Here is a 22909-nt window from a genome sequence, read left to right as displayed (position 1 = left end):
CAACCTTTCAAGGTCATATGTCAGATCAAGTCGCGACTAATACATATTAGCCAATAAAATAAAAGCCGGGAAATAAATAAAATCTTCCCGGCTTTTTTATTATTTAACTCTCGTTCAGCACACTAAACACCCCCGTTCCGCATCCCCTTAATCCCCTGTTTCACCTGATAAAGTTCCTTCCGCAGTTCCTGCGCCTTGTTACACTTAGCGATCAGAATCAGCCAGTCCCTCAGTGTCACTGTAACTGCAACGCCGTATATCGCCTGTATCGGTAAGACCTGCATCATATGCAGCACAACGATTTACTTCGCTGTTCGCTGGCAGTATCCTGTCAGGCATTAACGAATGTTAATCGCAACAACTTGATTTTAAATGACTCGGGGTGCCCCATCGCAGATGGGCTGAGAGATACCCGTATTACCTGATCTGGATAATGCCAGCGTAGGGAAGTCAGATACCTGTCCGGTATCCCTTCTTCACGCCGGGCAGGAGCTTAACCATGCAACCTGACCTGCTGAGCGGTCGCGACGCCGCTGCAATACTGCAACAACTCCGCCTTCAATCCCCTCTGGTACACTGTATGACCAATGATGTCGTACAAACTTTTACTGCCAACGTGCTGCTGGCGCTCGGCGCTTCTCCGGCGATGGTGATTGAGCCACAAGAGGCCGCACAGTTCAGCGCCATTGCTGATAGCCTGCTGGTGAATATCGGTACCCTGACCCGCGAGCGCGGCGTGGCGATGGAACAGGCGATAGTCAGCGCTAACCAGGCTGGCAAGCCCTGGGTGCTCGACCCGGTGGCCGTCGGAGCGCTGGATTTCCGTAGCCGGTTTGCCAGTGAGCTGCTGGCGATGCGGCCGGCGGCGATTCGCGGCAATGGATCGGAAATCATGGCGCTGGCTGGCGTCAGTAGCGGTGGACGCGGCGTGGACACCACCGACCCGGCAGCAGCGGCGCTACCGGCGGCCGCTAAGCTGGCCCGGGAAACCGGCGCGGTGGTGGCGGTCAGCGGCGAGGTCGATTATGTCACCGACGGTAGCCGCACCCTGGCGGTTAGCGGCGGCGATAAGTTGATGACCCGGGTCGTGGGCACCGGCTGCGCGCTGTCGGCGGTCGTGGCGGCCTGTTGCGGGCTGGGCGGCGATCGCCTACTGGCCGTGGCCGCCGCCTGCCAGTTTATGTCTCGGGCGGGATCCCTTGCCGTGGCGCGTAGCAGCGGACCAGGCAGTTTTACCCCGGCGTTTCTCGATGCCCTGTATCAACTGTCGCCGGAGGCGCTGGTATGAAGCGAATTAATGCCCTGACTATTGCCGGCACTGACCCGAGCGGCGGCGCCGGTATTCAGGCTGACCTGAAAACGTTCTCCGCCCTCGGCGCCTACGGCACTTCGGTGATTACCGCGCTGGTGGCGCAAAATACCCGCGGCGTCCAGTCGGTATACCGGATTGAGCCTGACTTCGTTGCCGCCCAGCTCGATTCGGTGCTCAGCGACGTGCGCATTGATACCACGAAAATCGGCATGCTGGCAGAGACGGATATTGTAGAAGCGGTCGCCGATCGACTGGCCCATTACCGGGTGCGTAATGTGGTGCTGGATACTGTAATGCTGGCTAAAAGCGGCGATCCGCTCCTGTCACCCGACGCCGTGGATAGCCTGCGTCGGCAGTTGTTGCCGCAGGTGGCGCTGATCACCCCCAACCTGCCGGAAGCGGCGGCGCTGCTTGATGCTCCTCACGCGCGTAACGAGCGGGAAATGCACGAACAGGGGCGGGCGCTGCTGGCGCTGGGCTGTGAAGCGGTGTTAATCAAAGGGGGTCATCTGGACGATCCGCAAAGTCCGGACTGGCTGTTTACCCGCGATGGCGAGCAGCGTTTTACCGCGCCGCGCATCAATACCCGCAATACCCACGGTACCGGATGTACGCTGTCGGCGGCGCTGGCGGCGCTACGCCCGCGGTACGATAACTGGCCAGATACCGTCGCGGCGGCCAAAGCATGGCTGTCCCGGGCGCTGGCTGAGGCGGATACTCTTGAGGTCGGGGAGGGGATTGGTCCGGTACACCATTTTCATGAGTGGTGGTAGGCGACAATGGCGGCGCTGTACCGGCGGGTGTGGCCTGCCGGTATCGAATGCCTTCACTATCCCGGACCGGCTGGTAATATTCAGCGCGACAGAATGACTCTCGTCTGAAATGTGGCGGAAAATGCCCGTAAATCTGGCAAAGCCGGCATATCGGTACCAGGCTTATTCTGCCCGCGGAAAACGGGTCAGGACAATCCACTTCCGGCGCTGCGCCGGAACTTTCGGGAGTATCGTGATGACTGATATTGCACAGTTACTGGGCAAAGATGCCGACAGTTTGTTACAGCACCGTTGTATCACCATAGCGGCAGACCAGCTTTATCTGCCGGGCCATGACTATGTCGATCGGGTGATGACCGACAACAACCGCCCACCGGCGGTACTGCGTAACATGCAGACCCTGTACAACACCGGGCGGCTGGCCGGCACCGGCTATCTGTCTATTCTGCCGGTGGACCAGGGCGTGGAACACTCTGCCGGGGCATCGTTTGCCGCTAACCCACTCTATTTTGATCCGAAGAATATTGTCGAACTGGCGATTGAAGCCGGTTGTAACTGCGTAGCTTCCACCTATGGCGTACTGGCGTCAGTGGCCCGGCGCTACGCGCACCGCATTCCGTTTCTGGTGAAGCTGAACCATAACGAAACCCTGAGCTACCCCACTCAGTACGATCAGACGCTGTATGCCAGCGTGGAGCAGGCTTTCAATATGGGGGCGGTGGCCGTCGGCGCGACTATCTATTTCGGTTCTGAAGAGTCCCGGCGCCAGATTGAAGAGATTTCCGCCGCCTTTGAGCGCGCTCACGAACTGGGACTGGTGACGGTGCTGTGGGCGTATCTGCGTAACCCGGCGTTCAAAAAAGACGGTGTGGATTACCACGTTTCTGCCGACTTGACCGGCCAGGCTAACCATCTTGCCGCCACCATCGGCGCGGATATCGTGAAGCAGAAAATGGCGGAGAACAACGGCGGCTATAAAGCGATAAACTTCGGTTATACCGACGATCGGGTCTACAGTAAGTTGACCAGCGAAAATCCGATCGACCTGGTGCGCTACCAACTGGCGAACTGCTATATGGGGCGCGCCGGCCTGATTAACTCAGGCGGTGCCGCCGGCGGAGAAACCGATCTGTCAGACGCTGTGCGCACTGCGGTGATCAATAAGCGCGCCGGCGGTATGGGGTTGATCCTCGGCCGCAAAGCCTTTAAAAAATCGATGGCCGACGGCGTTAAACTGATCAACGCCGTGCAGGACGTCTATCTGGACAGCAAAGTCACCATTGCCTGAGCCAGCAAGCCAGCCGTGAAAGCGGCTGGCTGTCGCTGGTTGAACCCTCCGTGCTACATCAATATCCCGGGCAAAAACAAAGTAATCGCCGGGAAAATCACCAGCATGATGATAAACACGAAAAACGCCGCCAGATAAGGAAGCGAGGCCCTGACAAAGCCGGTGGTGCTACAGTTAAGGATCCCACAGACGGTGTACATGCAAATCCCCACCGGCGGGGTATTGGCGCCCAGCAGCGTCAGTACCACGAAAATCAACCCAAAATGGATTGGATCGAACCCGGCCTGCACGGCAATGGGCAGCAATATCGGCGTCAGCAGCAGGATAATCACGCTGCCGTCGAACAGCATTCCGGCAACGGTGATTAGCGCCAGCAGCAGGAACAGAATGGCGTAGGGATTTTCGGTCAGTTGCAGAATACTTTCCGCCAGTTGTTGGGGGATCTGATCGATAATCGTGATATGGCCGAGGATCGCCGCGGACATGATCAACAGCATCACGACGCCAATATCGCTAATGGTGTCTTTGAGCACTTCCCACAGCGCGCGATTGTCGAGGGTTTTGTAGATCCAGCGCCCGATGAAAAAGGCATAAAAGACAATAAATGCTCCCGCTTCGGTGGTGGTGAAGATGCCCAGCCGGATAACCACAATCAGTACCACCGGGAACATCAGCGCCCAGAAACCATTTTTAAAACTGATCCACACCTCGCGCCGGGTGGGGAGCGAAGTGGTCTCCGGGGCGATTTTCATCCGCCGCGCCAGCAGATAGTTGGTCGCCATCAGAATCACCGTCAGCAGCAGGCCGGGAAAAATGCCGGCAATAAACAGCTTGCCGATGGAAACGTTACCCACGAAACCGTACAGAATCAGCAGGATACTGGGTGGAATTGTGGCGGTAATCAGCGAACTGAAGGCTATCACCACCGCGCTAAAAGCCCGGGGATAGCCCCGGGCAATCATCGGCAGCCCGAGAACCCGCGATTGCATCGCCGCATCCGCGGTCGCCGATCCCGATACGCCGCCTAACAGGCAGGCCAGCAGAACATTGATCTGCGCCAGTCCGCCGGTCATCCATCCGGAGATGACCCGGGCGAAGTCCAGCAGCCGGTGAGTGACGCCAGTTTTATTCAGGAGATTGCCGACCAGCAGAAACAGAGGCGTGGCGAGGATCGGAAACGACTGCGTGGGCGCGGAAAACTTCTGAAAGGCGATACCGAGCGGTAAAAAATCGGCGTTTAAAAAGAATCCGACGCTGGAGATGGCTATCACCAGCCCGATGGGCATACCGGTAATCAGCAGCAGGACAAACAGAATGACGGTGATCATCATAGCGCGTTCTCCTTCTGTGGGTCGGGACAGCCGCGGGCAATGTAGATCAGGGTGGTCAGGAACATCAGCAGGCATCCGGTGGGCACCGCGCTGTTCAGCCAGGCGATGGAAAGCTGAGTGACCGGCAACTGCTGGCTATGGGTCAGCCAGGTAAAGCTGTAGCCAAACCAGACCCCGCAGCCGAGGAAAGCGAGGATCAGAAATTCATTCAGCCAGACCAGCAGGCGCTGAACGGCGGCGGGAAACCGGTGGCGCAGCGCCTCGATCCCAATATGCCGGCGAGACTGCATGGCGAAATCTATTGCCAGCATGCTCACCCAGGCGAACAGTACCATGGCGATTTCCAGCGACCAGATAATCGGATGGCCCAGCGCCCGGCCAATGCCGCCGAGCAGAATGACGCAGACGATCGCTACCAGGCCGATTCTCGCCGCGGCGAGTTCCAGTTGATAAAAACGGGACATAGTTTTTCCTTTGCGGATGAAGCGGAAGGGGAACCCCTTCCGCGCAGTGGATTACAGCGTTGCCCGGAACTGCCCGACCTGGTTTAGCGCCTCGCTGAGCCCCATTTTCTCCGGCACATAGCGGCAGGCATCGATGAACGGCTGGACGTTCACATCGTTGATATTCATCCCTTTCTGCTCCATCTCCTTGAGCAGTACATCGCTGGCTTTAAGGGTATTTTCCGAAGCCAGATCGCCGTTTTTCTGCGCCTCTTCTTTCAGGATCTGCTGATATTCCGGTTTTAGCCCGGAGAACCATTTCCGGGAAACGATGATGCCGGTCATCAGATGAATATGGCGGGTTTTGGTGATGTATTTTGTTATCTCGTAGAGTTTAGAACCGTAAATCGCGGTGGGTTGGGCCTCTGCGGCATCCACTACCCCGGTCTGGATGGAAGAATAGATTTCCGACCAGGACAGCGGGGTTGGCGAACCGCCCATGCATTTAATGGTTTCAATGGTGACTGGCGCTTCCAGCGCCCGAACGCGCACCCCGGAAAGATCCGCCGGCGCGGTAATGGGTTTCTGGGTAATCAACATCCGCGCTCCCTGATACCAGTTGAAAGAGAGGGCGGTGAGACCGGAACCTGAAGCCATTTTCTGATTCCAGCCCGCAAATACCGGGCTGGCGACGAAACCTTTGAGTTCCTGATAATCTTTGAAGACGAATGGCGCCGGCAGAATAGCCATTTCGGGCACGAACTGCGCGAGACGGGCGCCGTCGACCACTACGCCAACATTGCTGCCGACCTGGGCGTGCTGGAGCAGTTCGTTGTCAGCGCCCAACTGCCCGCTGGAGAACAGTTTGACTTTTACCGCGCCGTTAGTGCGCTGTTCCACGGCTTTTTTAAAGCTCTCCAGCCCCTTATATACCGGATCGTCGGGGGACAGTGAGGTACTGAGGTTGAGGGCATCTGCCGCCAGCGCAGCCTGCGCGGTGAACAGCAGGGTAACAGAGAGCAAAGCGAGATATTTATTCACGTATTGCATGATATTTCCTTATATATAATAACAACTTATTAGTGTTGCCTGGTTATTGATTCTCGCAAAGGATACTACCATACAAGAATTTTGGCGCGTGGCGATCGCGATCACTATTGGTCGCGAAATGTCGCGCTGGCAGTGATGTAGGGGGGCACGGCGGCAGTCAGGCAACTGCCGCAGGGGAGGGGACTAGCGTATTAGCGGGCAATCCGGCGGAAGACGACACTGCAGGGCGTCGGGTAACACATCAAGCCGGAATGTGCTGCCGGACAGCGGTTCGCCGTCGAGGTTAAAGGTCATTTCATGCTCCGCGGAGACTTCGAACCACGCGGACTGGCCGTCAATAATCGCCGGATTTTCGTCACTGCGCGTCAGGGTCGACAGAAGCGCGGGCATCAGTTCTTCGCCGGTGAAAATACGCAACTCCAGCAGCCCGTCATTGATCAGCGCCTGCGGGCACAGTTGTTGTCCACCGCCGGCCTGGCGGCCATTGCCGATGCCAATCACCAGCGCCTCGCCGCGCCAGTGAAAGTTATCGCCGCGAATTTCACAGCTATCCGGTTTTAAGGTATCGAACCTTAACAGTCCGTGAATCAGATACGAGATGCCCCCCAGAGCGGCTTTTAATTTTTCCGGCGTTTCAGTGGTGATACGGGTGCCAAATCCTCCGGTCGCCATATTGATAAAACAGGCCTGCTGGTTAACCCGGACCAGATCGACCGCCGTGGCTTTGGCGGAAATCGCCAGCCGCAGCGCTTTTTCCGGTTCATCCGGGATAGCGGCGCTGGTGGCGAAGTCATTTGCGGTACCCAGCGGGACAATCCCCAGCGCCGGTCGCGGGCCACTGTCCAGCGCCGCCAGAGCGCTGGCGACTTCATTGATGGTGCCATCGCCGCCGCCGGCGATAACGGTTTGCGCGCCGGCTTCCAGCGCTTCGTCAATAAAACGCGCCGCGTCGCCTTTTTCCCAGGTGACGCGCACCAGCAGCGGAAATCCTTCTTCGCGCAGGGTGGTTACTGCCTGGCGCAACGCATCATCGCCGGCGCTTTTGCCGTTGAGAATCAATAACGAAAGGGGTTTTTCGGCCACTACTGCTACCTCATGATTCTGATGTTGAGATCAAGTGTATCGCAGCGCGGAGCAAGGTGAGAAAGAAACGGATAAATCCCGAAAAAAAATCAGCCTGCACAAGGGAGATTGTGCAGGCTAAGGAGGTGGTTCCTGGTACAGCTAGCATTTATGAATTATGTTTTTCAGCAGGCGGATAATAACCTTATCGAACGAAGCGGTATGTGATCGATTTCTAAGAATCATTACACTAAGAAAAAATAACCTAAATTAATTACTTAGTCTCAGGCGGGTTTTTCTGCCGATACCAGGAATTTCAGACAGACACCGCCCGCCATGGCTGTAGCGGGCGGTGTGGTGCGCCGTCAGGCGTGCGGATTACGGGTTGTCTGGCCGTCGAGGTTACGCAGCAGCAGGGCATACTGCAGATTCACATCGTCAGGGACCGGCATCCATACCGTGTGGCCGTTGCCGGGCGCCACTTCGACAGGCTGCCCTTTGCCGTTTTCCAGATGCTCCAGCGTGAAGGTGATATTTCCCTGCGGCGTCATCATTTCCAGACTATCGCCTTTAAGAAATTTGTTCTTCACTGCCACGGCAGCCAGCGGCCCCTGGCGTTCGCCGGTAAATTCGCCGACAAACTGCTGGCGATCGGATACCGAATAGCCGTACTCATAATTCTGGTAGTCGTCATGGGTGTGGCGGCGCAGAAACCCTTCGGTATAGCCGCGGTGCGCCAACCCTTCCAGCGTTTCCAGTAGCGAGGGGTCGAACGGCTTACCGGCAACCGCGTCGTCAATGGCGCGGCGGTAGACCTGCGCGGTGCGGGCGCAGTAGTAAAAGGATTTAGTGCGCCCTTCGATTTTCAGGGAGTGGACCCCCATCTGAGTCAGACGCTCGACGTGCTGGATAGCGCGCAGATCTTTCGAGTTCATGATGTAAGTGCCGTGTTCATCCTCAAAGGCGGTCATATACTCGCCGGGACGCTGGGCCTCTTCGATCATAAATACATTATCCGTCGGCGCGCCGATACCGAGGGTCGGTTGCACATTTTGTACCGGGATGGGTTCGTGCAGGTGGACAATATTGCCGACCTCGTCCTGCTTGCCTTGTTGTACGTTATATTCCCAGCGACAGGCATTGGTACAGGTGCCCTGGTTCGGATCGCGTTTATTGATATAGCCGGAGAGCAGGCAGCGCCCGGAATAGGCCATGCACAGCGCGCCGTGAACAAATATTTCCAGCTCAATGTCCGGCACCTGACTGCGGATTTCGGCAATCTCTTCCAGGGAGAGTTCCCGGGAGAGGATCACCCGCGTCAGCCCCATCTGCTTCCAGAATTTCACCGTCGCCCAGTTGACCGCATTGGCCTGCACCGACAGATGGATATCCATCTGCGCAAACGCTTCGCGTACCATCATAATCAGCCCTGGATCGGACATGATCAGCGCGTCCGGCCCCATATCGATGACCGGCTGTAAATCGCGGATAAAGGTTTTCAGCTTGGCGTTATGGGGCGCGATATTGACCACGACATAGAATTTCTTACCAAGGGCATGGGCTTCCTGAATACCGAGGGCCAGATTTTCGTGATTGAATTCGTTATTGCGCACCCGCAGGCTGTAGCGCGGCTGGCCGGCGTAGACCGCATCGGCGCCGTAGGCGAAGGCGTAACGCATATTTTTCAGCGTTCCCGCCGGTGAAAGCAGTTCAGGTTTAAACATCGTGTTCTCGTTCTGATATCAGGTCAGAACCGTCTCACCCGGTGAGGCGGTATAAAGCGAGTGGTATTACCACAGTTTGAGGGCGGGAATTGTAGCGCCGGGGAGGCGCGGAGTAAACCATCACCGCAGTACGGGAATGAGAATTATTTGAAATATAAGCGCCATGACGAATTATTTATAATAACAACCCGGGAAATAACTGCCGTGATGCCGGTCACTTCCCTGTTTAGTCGGGAGAATATTTACGCAATGCCTGGAAAAATAGTCATTCGCTGACAGCAGGGACATATTTGATTCAAAGTTTCTTGTATTTGTGGTGTTAAGGTGAAGCATAACCAAATAATGAATTTCACAACCGGAATGTTGGCATAATACGCCGGCTAATGGGGTCGCTATGAAAAAAATAATCTACCTGGGCGTTATCACTTTTTTAGCCGCCTGTGTTATTTATTTTATTCCCCAGTGGGAAATATTACTGACGCCGCGCGAAAGCTGGTGGCCGCTGCGCAAGGAGATTGTGCTTTTCAGCGGTACCGTCGCGTGGTTATTTATGACCCTCGGGATGGTGTTATCGCTGCGCCTTGCTGTACTGGAGCCGCTTACCGGCGGGCTGGATAAGGGATATTTGCTACATAAATGGGCCGGAATTATCGCCCTGAGCACCGGCGTGTTGCACTGGCTGATGGAAATGGTGCCCGGGTGGCTGGTCCGCCAGGGCTGGATAGCCCCTTCAGGAAATCGCGGACCCGGCGCCCGTAGCGCATCAGACTGGTCGCGGGAACTGGCTTCGCTGGGCGAGCATGTCGCCGAATGGGCAATATATATTTTGATTATTTTATGCCTTATTTCTCTGATTAAGAAAATACCATATCGCCTGTTTCGTTATCTGCACAAATTATTCCCGCTGGTCTATCTGGCGATAACCTTTCACGCTATTACCATACTGGCGAAAACGCGCTGGTGGCAAACGCCATCGGCGTGGGTAATGGTCGTGCTGGCAATTATCGGCAGTGTGGCGGCGATAATTTCACTGCTGCAATTAACCGGAAGAAAACGCCAGATTTCCGCCGTGGTAAGCGAGGTGAAACGCGGCGATGATACGCTGGATATTACATTACAGCTCGCCGCGCCGTTTGCTTACCGCAGCGGGCAATTCGCGTTTTTACGCTTTGAACATTACCCGGAAGCGCATCCCTATACTATTGCCTCGTCCCCGGACCATCCTGATACATTGCGCTTTGTGATTAAGGCGCTGGGCGACGATACCCGCCGTTTGCTGGAGACACTGGCGCCGGGAGAAAAAGCGCTGGTGGAAGGGCCCTACGGTTGTTTTGACTTTAATCGCCCGGTGGATCGCCAGATTTGGGTGGCCGGCGGGATTGGAATGACGCCATTTCTCTCCCGGCTGACGGCGCTGGCCCACAGCGGCGGCGCAACGGTACCCACTGATTTCTGGTATTGCGGACGTCAGGATGCGCCGGAGGGGCTGCAAGCGCTGTGCCTGCAGGCCGGCGTCCGGCTGCATCTGGTCAATAGCCAGCGCCAGGGACGGCTGCATAGCGCTACTTTGCGCCAGGCGATACCGTCCGGCGCGCACGCTGGCGTCTGGTTCTGTGGTCCGGCGGCGTTTGGTCGCGCGCTGCGCCGCGGTCTCGCCAGCGATGGCGGCGGCGCGGTAGAGTTTCACAGCGATAATTTTTCAATGCGTTGAAGCGCGTTGGGTAACAAAAAGGCGGACAGAGTATTCTCTGCCCGCCTGCAAACCCGGATGACGGCAGGGATCAACCCGCGTCAGGCTTTCTGGCTTTCAGTCTGAAGAATCTTGTAGATCTCATCCTTAATTTGCAGCTTCTCCTTTTTCATTTTCACCACTTCATCGCTGTGGCCCCGCAACTCCAGGCGGGTGATGTCATGATCAAGCTGGTTATGCTTGTCGAACAGGTGCTGGAAACGCGGATGGTTTGATTTAAGACGTGTAATCAGATCGCGGTATTCCGGAAACATGGCCACTCCTTTTCTCCTGGTCCTGTCTTCAGACTACCGCGTCGGGGGGCGGTATGATTTGACGCCCCACGCATTTTTTACTCTTTTCCTGTTTTCAGAATTACGCAATCAGCCGGCAGGCTTCCGATTCCCAGCGATAGCCGACGCCATATACCGCGCGAATAAAAGACTCTTCGCTGTCCAGCGCCTCCAGCTTGCGGCGCAGGTTTTTGATATGGCTGTCGATGGTGCGGTCAGTCACCACCCGGTAGTCGTCATACAGATGATTGAGCAACTGCTCTCTGGAAAACACTTTGCCTGGTTCGCTGGATAGGGTTTTCAACAGGCGAAACTCCGCCGGGGTCAGATCGAGCAACTGATCGCGCCAGCTGGCCTGAAAGCGCCCTTCGTCGACGATCAGCGGCGAGCTTTCACTGGTGGGGGTTAACCGATTATCACGCTGCGGTTTGCAGCGGCGCAGAATGGTTTTGACCCGGGCGACCACCTCTCTGGGGCTGTAAGGTTTGCAGATATAGTCGTCGGCGCCGATCTCCAGCCCGAGCAGCCGGTCTATCTCTTCAATTTTTGCCGTTACCATCACGATGGGTACTTCGGAAAAGCGCCGTATCTCACGACACAGCGTCAGCCCGTCGGTACCCGGCAGCATCAGATCCAGCAGGATCAGATCCGGCGGTGTTTGATGTACATAAGCCAGCACTTCATCGCCGCGGGTGATCAGGCTCGGTGCGTAGCTGGCGGCACGCAAGTAGTCGATCAACAATTGCCCCAGTTTCGGCTCGTCTTCGACAATCAGTATCCGCGGGGTATTTTCATCAATCGGTAGCTCGATCATGCGTCCCTCTGTAGGTCAGGATCCAACGGTAACTCTACTTTAATGCTAACCCCGCCAAAAGGCGAATGACCGACGCTAATCGCGCCGCCGTGGGCTTCAACAATATTCTGGCAAATAGATAACCCAAGTCCGGATCCGCCGCTGGCGCGGTTGCGGGAACCTTCGGTGCGGTAGAAGCGCTCCAGCAGCCGGCCAAGCTGCTGGTCGGTGACGCCGGGGGCGCTGTCGGCGAAATCAAGAATAAATCGCTCGCCGCGACAGGCGCCGCTGATGGTTAACTGACCGCCGGCGTCGGTATAGCGCAGGCTGTTTTCCAGCAGGTTATTGAACAGTTGCGACAGACGATCCGGATCGCCAAAGATCACCACATCGTCCGGCAGCGCCAGATGGAGTTGCAGCTCGCGCTGGCGAAAGCGTTCCTGAAACGCCCCGGCGGCCACTTCCAGCAGGGCGACAATATCCAGCGCCTTCTTCTGGTAAGCCAGCGCGCCTTCATCGGACATCGACAATTGATGGAGATCGTCCACCAGTTTGGTCAGAGTACCGACTTCCATCTGCAGGGAGGCGACGGTTTCCGGGGTAAACTGGCGCACGCCGTCCTGAATCGCCTCCAGCTCGCCGCGCAGCACCGCCAGTGGGGTACGCAGTTCGTGGGAGATATCGGCCATAAAATCGCGGCGCATCTGCTGGTTTTTCTCAAGTGTGCTGGCCAGTTGATTAAAATCCTGAGCCAGACGGCCAAGCTCGTCCTGGCTGGTGGGCGTCACCCGGGTGGTGAAATCCCCGGCGGCCAGGCGATGGGTACCCTCCACCAGCCGTTTTACCGGGCGCAGCAGGCCGCGTGCCAGCGGAAAGGTGGCGCCGGCCGCCAGCAGGATCGACAGGCCGACAATCAGCCAACTGGTGCGTTTTTGCTGCTTGTCGAAATTGATATCGGTATTGCGCGTCAGGCGTTCCACCGGTGAGGCCACCACCCAGCCGACTTTTTTACCATCCACCATCACGGCGCGGCGATTCCCGTCACGCGGGACGGGACCGGGGGGGCCCACCAGCGGTTTGAATTTTTGATCGACCACCCAGAACTGGGTGCGCCAGCCGTGGGGCGGCATATCCGGACTGATGTCCGGCTCGCGATCAAAGGAGCGCAGGAGCTGGAACATATAGCGGTCGTTGTGGCGCAGAAACTTCCAGTTGCCGTGCTGAGCGTACTGCTCGCCAAGGGCATCGCTGAGCAGCACCAGCCGCTGTTCATTGCCGTGCTTGATATAGTCAATAAAACCGCGTTCGAAACTCAGGCGTACCGCCCAGTGCATCAACACCAGCACCAGGATACAGGTGGCCAGAATAGCGAAAAATAGTTTGCCGGTAATGCCCGGGCGCCATAGCTTCATGTCCGGCTCCTTGCGCGACGCGAGATAACCGCGTTTTTGGTTGTGTCATCAGGTACCCACGCGAACACCAGCGCGGGCAGGGCGATAATCAGCGCCATACTCAGGTAGGTATACAGGAAGACGCTGTGTACCTGTTCAGGGCTGGCCGCCAGTTGGTTATGGCCGTACAGCCCGAGCAGCAGCCCGGCGATGGTGACGCCGATACTCATCGACAGTTGCATTACCATCGACAGCATACTGTTGCCGCCGCTGGCCAGATTGTCCGGCAGATCTTTCAGGGTCAGGGTATTCATGGAGGAAAAACGCATAGAGTTGATCATCCCCTGGCAGAACAGCACCAGCGGCAGGGCGTAGTACCATCCCGCCAGCGCGACGGCCATAAACAGCAGGCTTATCAGCGCCAGGCCGAGGGTCGAGGCCACCAGCACGCGGCGATAGCCAAAGCGATTAACCACCTGTACGACGATCCGCTTCATTCCCATACTGCCCAGCACCATCGGGATCATCATCAGCCCGGCGTGAAACGGCGAAAACCCGAGCCCGATTTGCAGAAATACCGGCGTCATAAATGGCAGCATACCGCTGCCGATCCGGCCGCAGAAACTGCCGCTCAGCCCGAGGCTAAAGGTGCGGGTGCGAAACAATTTCAGGCTGAACAGCGCCCGGTTATTGCCCCTGGCGTGCCAGAGATATCCGGCGATCGCCAGCGCGCCGCCCGCCGTCAGTCCGTACAGCGCCAGCGGCGAAATCCCCAGCCCGCGATGACCGTCCAGCGCCAGGGTCAGGGCCGCCATACCGAAGGCCAGCAGCAGAAAGCCGCTAAAATCGAAGCGCCGGGTCTGCATGGTGTAGTTCGGCATCAGCATCAGCGTGGCGATAGCCCCAACGATGCCGACCGGGATATTGATTAAAAATATCCAGTGCCACGAGGCGTATTCCACCAGAATCCCGCCCAGCGCCGGGCCGAGCAGCGGACCTATCTGACCGGGGAGGGTCACAAAGGTCATCGCCGCCATATATTGCTCGCGGGGGACGATTTTCATCACCGTCAGGCGCCCGACCGGCACCATCATGGCGCCCCCCACGCCCTGCAACACCCGGGCCATCACCAGTTGGTTGAGGGTGTTGGCCATGGCGCAGAACAATGAGCCGACGGTAAACAGCACAATAGCGCAGAAAAAGATGTTCCTGACCCCGACCCGGTCCGCCAGCCAGCCGCTGGCCGGCAGCATCACGGCGACCGTCAGCACATAGGAAACCACCACCATATGCATATGCAGCGGGCTTTCCCCAAGGCTATGGGCCATTGAGGGCAGGGCGGTGTTGACGATGGTGGTATCCAGCGACTGCATAAAGAAGCCAAAGGCCACTATCCACAGCTGCCAGCGTACCGCGTTGGGCAGTTCAGTCATCTTCTACTCGCTTACCGATGGGGCCTCCTGATGCTGCGTACGGCGCGTGAAGCGTAACCGCAGGCGATCGAAGAACAGATAGACTACCGGGGTCGTATACAGGGTCAAGAGCTGGCTCATGATCAATCCGCCGACAATCGTAATCCCCAGCGGCTGGCGCAGTTCGGCCCCGTCGCCGCTGGTCAGCACCAGCGGCAGGGCGCCAAACAGCGCCGCAAGGGTGGTCATCATAATTGGCCGGAAACGCAGCAGGCAGGCCTGGAAAATCGCCTCTTCCGGCGCCAGATCCCCCTGGCGCTGGGCGTCAATGGCGAAGTCCACCATCATGATGGCGTTTTTCTTCACGATACCGATCAACAGCATGATGCCGATCAGCGCGATCAGGCTGAATTGAGCGCCAAACATCTCCAGCGCCAGTAGCGCGCCGACTCCGGCGGAGGGCAGGGTGGAGAGGATGGTCAGTGGATGGACATAGCTTTCATAGAGGATCCCCAGCACGATATATACCGTGGCGATAGCGGCGATAATCAATATCACCTGATCGTTCATGGTCTGCTGGAAAACCTGTGCCGTTCCCGCCCAGGTGCCGCGCACGCTGGTGGGCACCCCCAACGCCGTCACCGTGCGTTCGATAGCTTCGCTGGCTTGCGAAAGCGATACCCCGGTGGGCAGGTTAAACGAAATGGTCGAGGCTGCCGATAGCCCCTGATGGTTAACCGACAGCGGCGCATTGGCCGGTCGCCAGGAGGCGAAGTATGACAGTGGGATCGACTTGCCATCTTTGTTAATCAGGAACATCTGATCGAGTGCGCTGATATCCTGGGTATAGCGCGGATCGACCTCCATCACCACATGGTACTGGTTCAGCGGCTGATAGATAGTCGATACCTGACGCTGGCCGAAGGCGTTGTTCAGCAGATTGTTAACGTCTGATACGTCCAGTCCGAGGCGCGCCATGGTTTCCCGGTCATAGGTCAGATCCATTTCCGATCCCTTATCCTGCTGATCGGAGTTAACGTCCGCCACTTGCGGCAGCGTGGCCAGCGCCTGGCGGATTTTCGGCTCCCAGGTACGCAGGTCGGCCAGATCGTCCGACAGCAGCGTGTACTGGTAGCTGGCGTTGGCCTGGCGGCCGCCGACGCGAATATCCTGCACCGGCATCAGGAACAGATTCGCCCCGGGTTCTTTAGCCAGCTTTTTACGCAACCGATCGATGACCTGTTGGGCGGTTTCGCTGCGCTCGCTGAGCGGTTTCAGGGTGATAAACATCATGCCGCTATTGACCCGCGAGCCGCCGGTAAAGCCGGTGACATTATCCACCGCGGCGTCTTCGCGGATGATCTTCATAAAATCTTCCAGTTTGCCGCGCATCGCCTGGAAAGAGATGCTCTGGTCGGCCTGGATATTCCCCATCACCATGCCGGTATCCTGCTCCGGGAAGAAGGTTTTCGGGATGCTGATATATAGCCAGACATTGAGGGCGATGGTGGCCAGCAGTACCACGCCGGTGAGTCGGGCGTGGCGCAGCGCCCATTTCAGGGAACGGGCATATCCCTGCTGTAGCCCTGTCAGCAGGCGGCCGAGGCCGCGGTTGCGCGGCTGGCGGACCGGGCTGGCCTTCATCAGCCAGCCGCACATCATCGGCGTCAGGGTCAGCGACACCACCAGCGATATGCCGATCGCCACCGACAGGGTAATCGCAAACTCGCGGAACAGCCTGCCCACCAGGCCGCCCATCAATAACAGCGGCAGGAACACCGCCACCAGGGAAACGCTCATCGACAGCACCGTAAAACCGACCTCCCGCACCCCCTGTAGCGCCGCCTGCAACGGTTTCACGCCGGCCTCCAGGTGACGGGCGATATTCTCCAGCACCACAATGGCGTCGTCGACCACAAATCCGGTAGCGACGGTCAGCGCCATCAGCGACAGATTATTGAGGCTGAAACCGCACAGGTACATGGCGGCAAAGGTACCGATCAGCGATACCGGTACCGCCACCGCCGGAATCAGGGTGGCGCGGCCGGAGCGCAGGAACAGGAATACCACCAGAATCACCAGCCCGACCGAAATCGCCAGCGTTTGCTCGACTTCGGCCAGCGAGGCGCGAATGGTCGGAGAGCGATCCTGCGCCACCTGGAGATCGATGGACGCCGGAATGTTTTCGCGCAACTGGGGAATTTTGTCGCGGATGCGATCCACGGTCTCAATGATATTGGCGTCTGCCGCTTTGCGGATCATCAGCAGGATGGCCGGTTTGGCGTTGGTCATCCCGGCGTTGCGCACGTTTTCTACCGAATCGGTGACGCTGGCGACATCTTTCAGTTGTACGGCGGCGCCGTTGTTGTAATGGACGATCAGCGGCTGGTATTCCGCAGCGGTTTTCAGTTCATCGTTGGACTGTACCTGCCAGCGGCGGTTAGTGTCTTCCAGCGCCCCCTGCGGACGGCGCACATTGGCGTTGCTGATAGCGCTGCGTACCGCGTCCAGCGACACGCCCTGGTTGAACAGCGCCTGCGGGTTTAGCGCGACGCGCACCGCCGGCAGCGAGCTACCGCCCACCGAAACGTCGCCCACGCCGTCAATCTGCGCGATGGTCTGCGCCAGTTGCGTGGAAGCGAAATCGTACAGCTCGCCCTGGGAGTAGGTGTCCGAGGTCAGCGTCAGGATCATCACCGGCATATCCGAGGGATTTGCCTTGCGGTAGGTGGGGCGACTCGGCATACCACTGGGCAACAGGCTTTGGGCGGCATTGATCGCCGCCTGTACATCGCGGGCGGCGCCGTTGATATCGCGATCGAAATTGAACTGGATAATAATCCGCGTACTGCCCAGCGAACTGCTCGACGTCATCTCGCTGATGCCGGCGATTCGCCCCAGCGAGCGTTCCAGCGGCGTCGCCACCGATGACGCCATGGTTTCCGGCGATGCGCCGGGCAGGGAGGCGCTGACCATGATCACCGGATAGTCCACCTGCGGGAGCGGAGCTACCGGTAGCAGCCGCAGCCCCAGCAGCCCGCACAGGGTGACTGCCACGCTTAACAGAATGGTGGCGACCGGGCGATGGATAAAGAGCGCGAAAAACTTCATTTACGCGTCCTCATGACGCGGCCCGAAACGCCGGCGGGTGGCGAGAGCCAGCTCGTCAAACAGCAGGTAGATAACCGGCGTGGTAAACAGCGTCAATACCTGACTGACCAGCAGGCCGCCGACCATGGCGATCCCCAGCGGACGGCGCAGTTCGGCGCCGACCCCGATGCTGAGCATCAGCGGCAGGGCGCCGAGCAGCGCCGCGAGGGTGGTCATCAGAATCGGCCGGAAACGCAGCAGGCAGGCCTGGTAGATAGCTTCCCGGGGCGCCATACCCTGTTCCCGCTCGGCGGCCAGCGCAAAGTCGATCATCATGATGGCGTTCTTTTTGACAATGCCGATCAGCAAAATAATTCCAATGACCGCGATGACGTCCAGTTCGCTGCCGGCCAGCATCAGCGCCAGTAGCGCGCCGACCCCGGCGGTGGGTAGAGTGGAGAGAATGGTGATCGGGTGAATAAAGCTTTCATACAGCACGCCGAGCACGATATACATCGCCACCACGGCGGCGACAATCAGCCAGATGGTGCTGCCCAGCGCATCCTGGAAGGCCAGAGTACTGCCCTGGAACTGGGTGGTGATGTCGGACGGCAGCTCCAGCGCTTTCTCTGCGGCCACGATCGCCTCCACCGCATCGCCCAGCGAATAGTCCCCGGTGACGTTGAACGAAATGGTCGTTGAAGGGAACTGATCGAGATGGTTAATGGTTAACGGCCCGAAGCGCTGTTCCACTTTCGCGATGGCGCTGAGCGGCACGATACCGCCGTCGCTGCTGGTGAGGCGGATGTTATCCAGCGCCCCGAGCCCCGGGGTGCTGGCGGTATCGTGCTCCAGTACTACCCGGTACTGGTTGGCCTGGGTATAAATCGTTGAAATCAACCGCTGGCCGAAGGCGTTATACAGCGCATTGTCCACGTCAGCCATGGAGATCCCCAGCCGGCTGGCGCTGGCGCGATCGACATTGACATACGCCACCAGTCCCTGGTCCTGCCAGTCGCTGCTGACATCCGCCAGTTGCGGTAACTGACGCAGTTGTTCCATCAGTTGCGGCACCCAGCTACTGAGTTCGTCGAGAGAAGTGGCCTGCAGGGTGAACTGATACTGGGTGCGGCTAACCTGAGTATCAATGGTCAGATCCTGCACCGGTTGCAGGTACAGATCGATGCCGGGAATACCGCTGACCCGCTGTTGCAGGCGTTCGGAGACTTTCGCGACCCGATCGTCGCGATCGCTGAGCGGCTTAAGGATTATCTGCAAACGGGCGCTGTTCAGCGACGGGTTGGTACCATCGACCCCGACAAAGGTGGTCAGGCTTTCGACGGCCGGATCCTGGAGAATGGCATCGGCGACCTGGCGCTGGCGTTCGGCCATGCTGGCAAACGACGCTGACTGCGGGGCCTGTAGGGTGCCCTGGATAATGCCGTTATCCTGAATCGGGAAAAAGCCTTTGGGAATGAAAATCCACAGTATCACCGTCAGCGCCAGCGTCCCCAGCGCCACGCTCAGGGTCAGCCACGGGTGGTTGAGCACCCGCTTGAGGGCCCGGCCATAGACCTCAATAATCCGTTCGAACATCCGTTCGCAGGCCAGCGAGAAACGGTTTTGCTTACGCAGGGATTCGTGGCTCAACATGCGCGCGCACATCATCGGCGTCAGGGTGAGCGACACCACGGCGGAAATCAGTATCGCCACGGCCAGCGTCACGGCGAACTCGCGGAACAGGCGACCGACGATATCGCCCATAAACAGCAGCGGGATCAGAACCGCGATCAGCGAGAAGGTCAGCGAGATAATGGTAAAACCGATCTCCCCGGCCCCTTTCAGCGCCGCCGCCAGCGGTTTTTCGCCTTTTTCGATATAGCGCGAGATATTCTCAATCACCACGATGGCGTCATCCACCACAAACCCGGTGGCGATGGTGAGCGCCATTAGCGTCAGGTTATTGATGGAAAAGTCGAGAAACACCATCACGGCGAAGGTACCGATCAGCGACAGCGGCACTGCGACGCCGGGAATAATGGTCGCCGGGATATTGCGCAGAAACAGATAGATAATCATGACCACCAGGGCGATAGCCAGCATTAATTCATGCTGAGTGTCGGTCACTGAGGCGCGAATATTGTTGGTACGGTCCGCGACCAGTTGCACTTTGACCGATTTCGGCAGGCTTTCCGTCAGCGTGGGCAGCATCTGGCGAATACTGTCGGCGGTGGCAATGATATTGGCCCCCGGCTGACGCTGAACGTTCATCACAATCGCCTGCTGTTTGTCGGCCCAGGCGCCCAGCCAACTGTTTTCCGCCCCCTGTTCGACGCTGGCGATATCGCCGAGGCGAATCGGCGCGTCGTTCTGCCAGGCGATCACCAGGTTGCGATATTCGTCGGCGGATTTCATCTGATCGTTGGCCGACAGGGTTATCGCCCGGGTGGGGCCGTCGAGGCTGCCCTTTGCCGAATTGACGTTGGCGTTGCTGATGGCGCTACGCACCGTTTCGCTGGTCAGGCCGAGGGCCGACATCGCCGGGGCATTCAGTTTTACCCGCACCGCCGGGCGCTGGCCGCCGGAAATGGTCACCAGCCCGACGCCGGAGACCTGGGATATTTTCTGGGCGACCCGGGTTTCCATCATATCTTCCACCTGGGTCATGGGCAGTACGGAAGAGGTGACGGCAAGGGTCATGATCGGCGGATCCGCCGGGTTGACTTTACTGTATACCGGCGGGTTGGGCAGATCGGAAGGCAGCAGGTTGGTGGCCGCGTTGATCGCCGCCTGGACTTCCTGTTCGGCGACATCCAGCGGCAACGTTAACTGAAACTGCAGAGTGATCACCGAGGCGCCGCCGGCGCTCTGGGAAGACATCTGTTTGAGGCCGGACATCTGGCCAAACTGGCGCTCAAGCGGCGCGGTAATTGCGGAGGTGGTGACATCCGGACTGGCGCCGGGATAGAGCGTAACCACCTGAATTGTCGGATAGTCCACTTCCGGTAGCGCCGATACCGGCAGGAACCGGTAGCCGACCAGACCCGCCAGCAGGATAGCCACCATCAATAGCGTGGTGGCAACCGGACGCATAATAAACAGGCGGGATGGGCCGCCGGTGGCGCTGGGAGGAAGTACCTGCATCAGGAACGGGCTCCTCTGGACGACCGCTCGCGACGCGGTTCGGCGTCAGCGGCGTTATCCGCTTTTTGCGGTGCGGCCTGCGCTTCTGGCGCGGGGCTGGCGTCGTGGGCTTCCACCACTTCAACGCTGGCGCCTTCGGTCAACCGGTCGATGCCATCGGTCACGACCCGATCGCCGGCGGCAATACCGGCGCTGATTACCACGCTCTGGCTGTCCTGAATGCCCGGGGTGACCAGATGTTTGCTGACTTTGTTTTCGCTGTTCAGCACCCAGACGAAGTGGCCTTCATTACCCATTTGCAGCGCGGCGGTGGGGATGACCACCGCGTTCTGCTGGGTATCGACCAGCATACGGGCATTGACGAATTGATTGGGGAACAGCGCATCGTCCTGATTGTCGAAGCGCGCTTTGAGTTTGATGGTTCCGGTGGTGGCATCAATCTGGTTATCCAGGCTGAGCAGCGCGCCGCTGCTGATTTTCTGGCTGTTAGTACGATCCCAGGCTTCTACCGTCAGCGGCAGGCCTTTTTTCTGCGCCTGTACCACGGTGGCGATATCGCTTTCCGGCAGGGTGAAAATCACATCGACAGGATGAGTCTGGGTCAGTACCACGATGCCGGTGGTATCGCCGCTGGAGATTTGATTGCCGATATCCACTTGTTTCAGGCCGACGCGGCCATCAATCGGGGCGGTGACGCGGGTCCAGTCCAGCTGGAGCTGGGCGCTGGCGACGCTGGCTTCATCGGCCTTAACGGTACCGGCGCTTTCATTGACCAGCGCCTGTTGGGCGTCCAGCTCCTGGCGGGAAACCAGGTTGGTTTTGACCAGTTGCTGATAGCGGGCCAGATCGCGGCGGGCATTAGCCAGCGTGGCCTGGTCTTTCGCCAGTTGTCCCTGGGCCTGGGCCAGCGCCACTTTGAACTGGCTGGGGTCGATTTCCGCCAGCAGGTCGCCGGCCTTTACCTGTTGTCCTTCCTGAAAATGGAGAGCCAGCAACTGTCCGTCCACCCGGCTGCGAACCGTAACGGTATTGGCGGCGGTCACGGTACCCAGACCGGTCAGATAGCGCGGTACTGATTCACTGGTGGCAGTGGCGGCCTGAACCGGAGCCAGCGCCCGCATCCCAAAGCGTCCGCCGCCGGGGCGCGGCCCGGCTCCCTGGCCGGCAGTAGCCTGCGGCGTTGCGGCGTTGTCTGTGGACTGGAAATACCAGTATCCCAGCGCAGCGGCGATAATAACGAGCGTGCCGACAATGACCAGCCAACGGGAGTGCTTTGAGCCTTTCATCGTTAAACGTCTTCTCTTCCTGAAACGTGATGCGTGATGTTACTTAGTGTAGCCGCGCATGCGTAGCTAAAAATGAAGGAAATAAGGATTACCGTATAGTTTGTGTTTATTCAGAGGGGGTCCGGAGGGGGGATTTTTTTATGTTCCGGGTGTTGGTGGTGGTTATGTTTTGGTCGTAGTTTCATTCTGGTGGTAGTTCTGTTTACCTGGAGTCTGTGCTCTGTTTTTATTCTGCATAAGGTTAATGGGGAGCAGGTGTCGCTGGTTTACTTTTGGCTTGCGGTAATGGATTCCGTTCGCTGTGGTCATTATTTGTCTGGGTGGGAGGTTTTGTTCGCTGTGATCATTTTTGCCTGGGCAGGAGATTTCGTTCATTGCGATTTTTCCCTGGGGAGGAAATTCCGTTCACCGTAAGTCAGCGCCTTATTTTGCTTTTGTCGCCAGGTGAACGGGGAGAGGGGGCTCGCCGCCGCCCCCTCTCCACTCCGGGCTCCCGGCAGTAAAATCGCCGCTGCGCGGTGCCCGTCAATTTTCGCGTCTGGCTTCGGGTCGGGTAAGACGGCACATCCCTGTGCCGGCTTACCCTCAGGCCGGTTCCCTCCGGCCTGCCCCGGCCATGCGCAAAAATAGCCGGCGATTTTAAGCCGGATTCAACCCCCCCCGCGGTAAAATCGGAGATTTAAAAGGCATGTTTATTGCTGTGAGGGCGTTACCGGAACTTTCAGGAAATAATCGTTTCCAGTTAAGGGCTTTTGTTCTTGTTTTGAGGTTGTTGTAATTTTTTGCAG

General features: G+C 58.1%; 16 protein-coding genes and 1 riboswitch. Of the genes, 4 read left to right on the top strand and 12 right to left on the bottom strand.

The window, feature by feature from the left end:
* The first annotated feature begins 368 nt into the window (after positions 1-368).
* A riboswitch (TPP riboswitch) is annotated at positions 369-465 on the top strand.
* A 34-nt stretch (positions 466-499) separates the two neighbouring features.
* The 3 genes from thiM to fbaB all read left to right on the top strand — a co-directional run bounded on the left by thiM (position 500) and on the right by fbaB (position 3373).
* Complete coding sequence (gene thiM / locus AQ981_RS24410; RefSeq protein WP_058914363.1) at positions 500-1288, top strand: hydroxyethylthiazole kinase; 789 nt, start codon at positions 500-502, stop codon at positions 1286-1288.
* Positions 1285-2085 (top strand): bifunctional hydroxymethylpyrimidine kinase/phosphomethylpyrimidine kinase, encoded by an 801-nt coding sequence (gene thiD / locus AQ981_RS24405; protein WP_058914362.1) that lies wholly within the window; start codon positions 1285-1287, stop codon positions 2083-2085. Before thiM ends, thiD begins: the two co-directional genes overlap by 4 nt.
* Positions 2086-2320: 235 nt before the next feature.
* Positions 2321-3373: a class I fructose-bisphosphate aldolase gene (gene fbaB, locus AQ981_RS24400; RefSeq protein ID WP_058914361.1), complete on the top strand. Its 1053-nt coding sequence runs from the start codon at positions 2321-2323 to the stop codon at positions 3371-3373.
* A gap of 53 nt (positions 3374-3426) precedes the next feature.
* Here fbaB and AQ981_RS24395 read toward each other — a convergent pair whose 3' ends face one another.
* The 5 genes from AQ981_RS24395 to trhP all read right to left on the bottom strand — a co-directional run bounded on the left by AQ981_RS24395 (position 3427) and on the right by trhP (position 8983).
* Positions 3427-4704, bottom strand: a complete 1278-nt coding sequence (locus AQ981_RS24395; protein ID WP_058914360.1) for a TRAP transporter large permease — start codon at positions 4702-4704, stop codon at positions 3427-3429.
* The gene (locus AQ981_RS24390) at positions 4701-5168 is read right to left on the bottom strand and encodes a TRAP transporter small permease (RefSeq protein WP_058914359.1); all 468 of its coding nucleotides are present in this window, start codon (positions 5166-5168) and stop codon (positions 4701-4703) included. Before AQ981_RS24390 ends, AQ981_RS24395 begins: the two co-directional genes overlap by 4 nt.
* Before the next feature lie 51 nt (positions 5169-5219).
* Positions 5220-6197, bottom strand: a complete 978-nt coding sequence (locus tag AQ981_RS24385) for a C4-dicarboxylate TRAP transporter substrate-binding protein (RefSeq protein WP_058914358.1) — start codon at positions 6195-6197, stop codon at positions 5220-5222.
* A 183-nt stretch (positions 6198-6380) separates the two neighbouring features.
* Positions 6381-7280, bottom strand: coding sequence for a lipid kinase YegS (yegS, locus tag AQ981_RS24380; protein WP_058914357.1), 900 nt, complete (start codon positions 7278-7280; stop codon positions 6381-6383).
* A gap of 344 nt (positions 7281-7624) precedes the next feature.
* The gene (trhP, locus tag AQ981_RS24375) at positions 7625-8983 is read right to left on the bottom strand and encodes a prephenate-dependent tRNA uridine(34) hydroxylase TrhP (RefSeq protein WP_058914356.1); all 1359 of its coding nucleotides are present in this window, start codon (positions 8981-8983) and stop codon (positions 7625-7627) included.
* A gap of 394 nt (positions 8984-9377) precedes the next feature.
* Between trhP and AQ981_RS24370 the strand changes: the two genes are divergently transcribed.
* Positions 9378-10694, top strand: a complete 1317-nt coding sequence (locus tag AQ981_RS24370; RefSeq protein WP_058914355.1) for a ferredoxin reductase family protein — start codon at positions 9378-9380, stop codon at positions 10692-10694.
* An 80-nt stretch (positions 10695-10774) separates the two neighbouring features.
* On the opposite strand, the gene AQ981_RS24365 is transcribed toward AQ981_RS24370, so the two are convergent.
* From AQ981_RS24365 to AQ981_RS24335, 7 genes are all read right to left on the bottom strand, one after another.
* Positions 10775-10987 carry an HP1242/YdcH family protein gene (locus tag AQ981_RS24365; RefSeq protein WP_058914354.1) on the bottom strand — a complete coding sequence of 71 codons (213 nt, stop codon included), beginning with the start codon at positions 10985-10987 and terminating at the stop codon, positions 10775-10777.
* A gap of 100 nt (positions 10988-11087) precedes the next feature.
* Entirely contained in the window at positions 11088-11819 is a 732-nt protein-coding gene (baeR, locus tag AQ981_RS24360; protein ID WP_058914353.1) for an envelope stress response regulator BaeR, read from the bottom strand.
* Positions 11816-13210 (bottom strand): envelope stress sensor histidine kinase BaeS, encoded by a 1395-nt coding sequence (gene baeS / locus AQ981_RS24355; protein ID WP_058914352.1) that lies wholly within the window; start codon positions 13208-13210, stop codon positions 11816-11818. The genes baeR and baeS overlap by 4 nt, the downstream gene beginning before the upstream one ends.
* Positions 13207-14622, bottom strand: coding sequence for an MFS transporter (gene mdtD, locus AQ981_RS24350; RefSeq protein WP_058914351.1), 1416 nt, complete (start codon positions 14620-14622; stop codon positions 13207-13209). Before mdtD ends, baeS begins: the two co-directional genes overlap by 4 nt.
* A 3-nt stretch (positions 14623-14625) precedes the next feature.
* Positions 14626-17712, bottom strand: a complete 3087-nt coding sequence (gene mdtC / locus AQ981_RS24345) for a multidrug efflux RND transporter permease subunit MdtC (protein WP_058914350.1) — start codon at positions 17710-17712, stop codon at positions 14626-14628.
* Positions 17713-20835, bottom strand: coding sequence for an MdtB/MuxB family multidrug efflux RND transporter permease subunit (locus AQ981_RS24340; protein WP_058914349.1), 3123 nt, complete (start codon positions 20833-20835; stop codon positions 17713-17715).
* Entirely contained in the window at positions 20835-22121 is a 1287-nt protein-coding gene (locus tag AQ981_RS24335; protein WP_058914348.1) for an MdtA/MuxA family multidrug efflux RND transporter periplasmic adaptor subunit, read from the bottom strand. The genes AQ981_RS24340 and AQ981_RS24335 overlap by 1 nt, the downstream gene beginning before the upstream one ends.
* Positions 22122-22909 lie beyond the last annotated feature (788 nt).

It is taken from the genome of Entomohabitans teleogrylli, assembly GCF_001484765.1.
Taxonomy (GTDB): Bacteria; Pseudomonadota; Gammaproteobacteria; order Enterobacterales; family Enterobacteriaceae; genus Entomohabitans; species Entomohabitans teleogrylli.
The sequence above is the reverse complement of the archived record's forward strand: the minus strand, read 5'-3'. Positions and strand labels throughout refer to the sequence as shown.

What these genes read in the sequence shown, in the direction of transcription:
- thiD (WP_058914362.1), top strand. Translation starts at nt 1,285, where the DNA reads ATGAAGCGAATTAATGCCCTGACTATTGCCGGCACTGACCCGAGCGGC.
- AQ981_RS24395 (WP_058914360.1), bottom strand. Translation starts at nt 4,704, where the DNA reads ATGATGATCACCGTCATTCTGTTTGTCCTGCTGCTGATTACCGGTATG.
- AQ981_RS24335 (WP_058914348.1), bottom strand. Translation starts at nt 22,121, where the DNA reads ATGAAAGGCTCAAAGCACTCCCGTTGGCTGGTCATTGTCGGCACGCTC.
- AQ981_RS24370 (WP_058914355.1), top strand. Translation starts at nt 9,378, where the DNA reads ATGAAAAAAATAATCTACCTGGGCGTTATCACTTTTTTAGCCGCCTGT.
- trhP (WP_058914356.1), bottom strand. Translation starts at nt 8,983, where the DNA reads ATGTTTAAACCTGAACTGCTTTCACCGGCGGGAACGCTGAAAAATATG.
- thiM (WP_058914363.1), top strand. Translation starts at nt 500, where the DNA reads ATGCAACCTGACCTGCTGAGCGGTCGCGACGCCGCTGCAATACTGCAA.
- AQ981_RS24390 (WP_058914359.1), bottom strand. Translation starts at nt 5,168, where the DNA reads ATGTCCCGTTTTTATCAACTGGAACTCGCCGCGGCGAGAATCGGCCTG.
- baeS (WP_058914352.1), bottom strand. Translation starts at nt 13,210, where the DNA reads ATGAAGCTATGGCGCCCGGGCATTACCGGCAAACTATTTTTCGCTATT.
- mdtC (WP_058914350.1), bottom strand. Translation starts at nt 17,712, where the DNA reads ATGAAGTTTTTCGCGCTCTTTATCCATCGCCCGGTCGCCACCATTCTG.
- mdtD (WP_058914351.1), bottom strand. Translation starts at nt 14,622, where the DNA reads ATGACTGAACTGCCCAACGCGGTACGCTGGCAGCTGTGGATAGTGGCC.
- AQ981_RS24340 (WP_058914349.1), bottom strand. Translation starts at nt 20,835, where the DNA reads ATGCAGGTACTTCCTCCCAGCGCCACCGGCGGCCCATCCCGCCTGTTT.
- fbaB (WP_058914361.1), top strand. Translation starts at nt 2,321, where the DNA reads ATGACTGATATTGCACAGTTACTGGGCAAAGATGCCGACAGTTTGTTA.
- baeR (WP_058914353.1), bottom strand. Translation starts at nt 11,819, where the DNA reads ATGATCGAGCTACCGATTGATGAAAATACCCCGCGGATACTGATTGTC.
- AQ981_RS24385 (WP_058914358.1), bottom strand. Translation starts at nt 6,197, where the DNA reads ATGCAATACGTGAATAAATATCTCGCTTTGCTCTCTGTTACCCTGCTG.
- AQ981_RS24365 (WP_058914354.1), bottom strand. Translation starts at nt 10,987, where the DNA reads ATGTTTCCGGAATACCGCGATCTGATTACACGTCTTAAATCAAACCAT.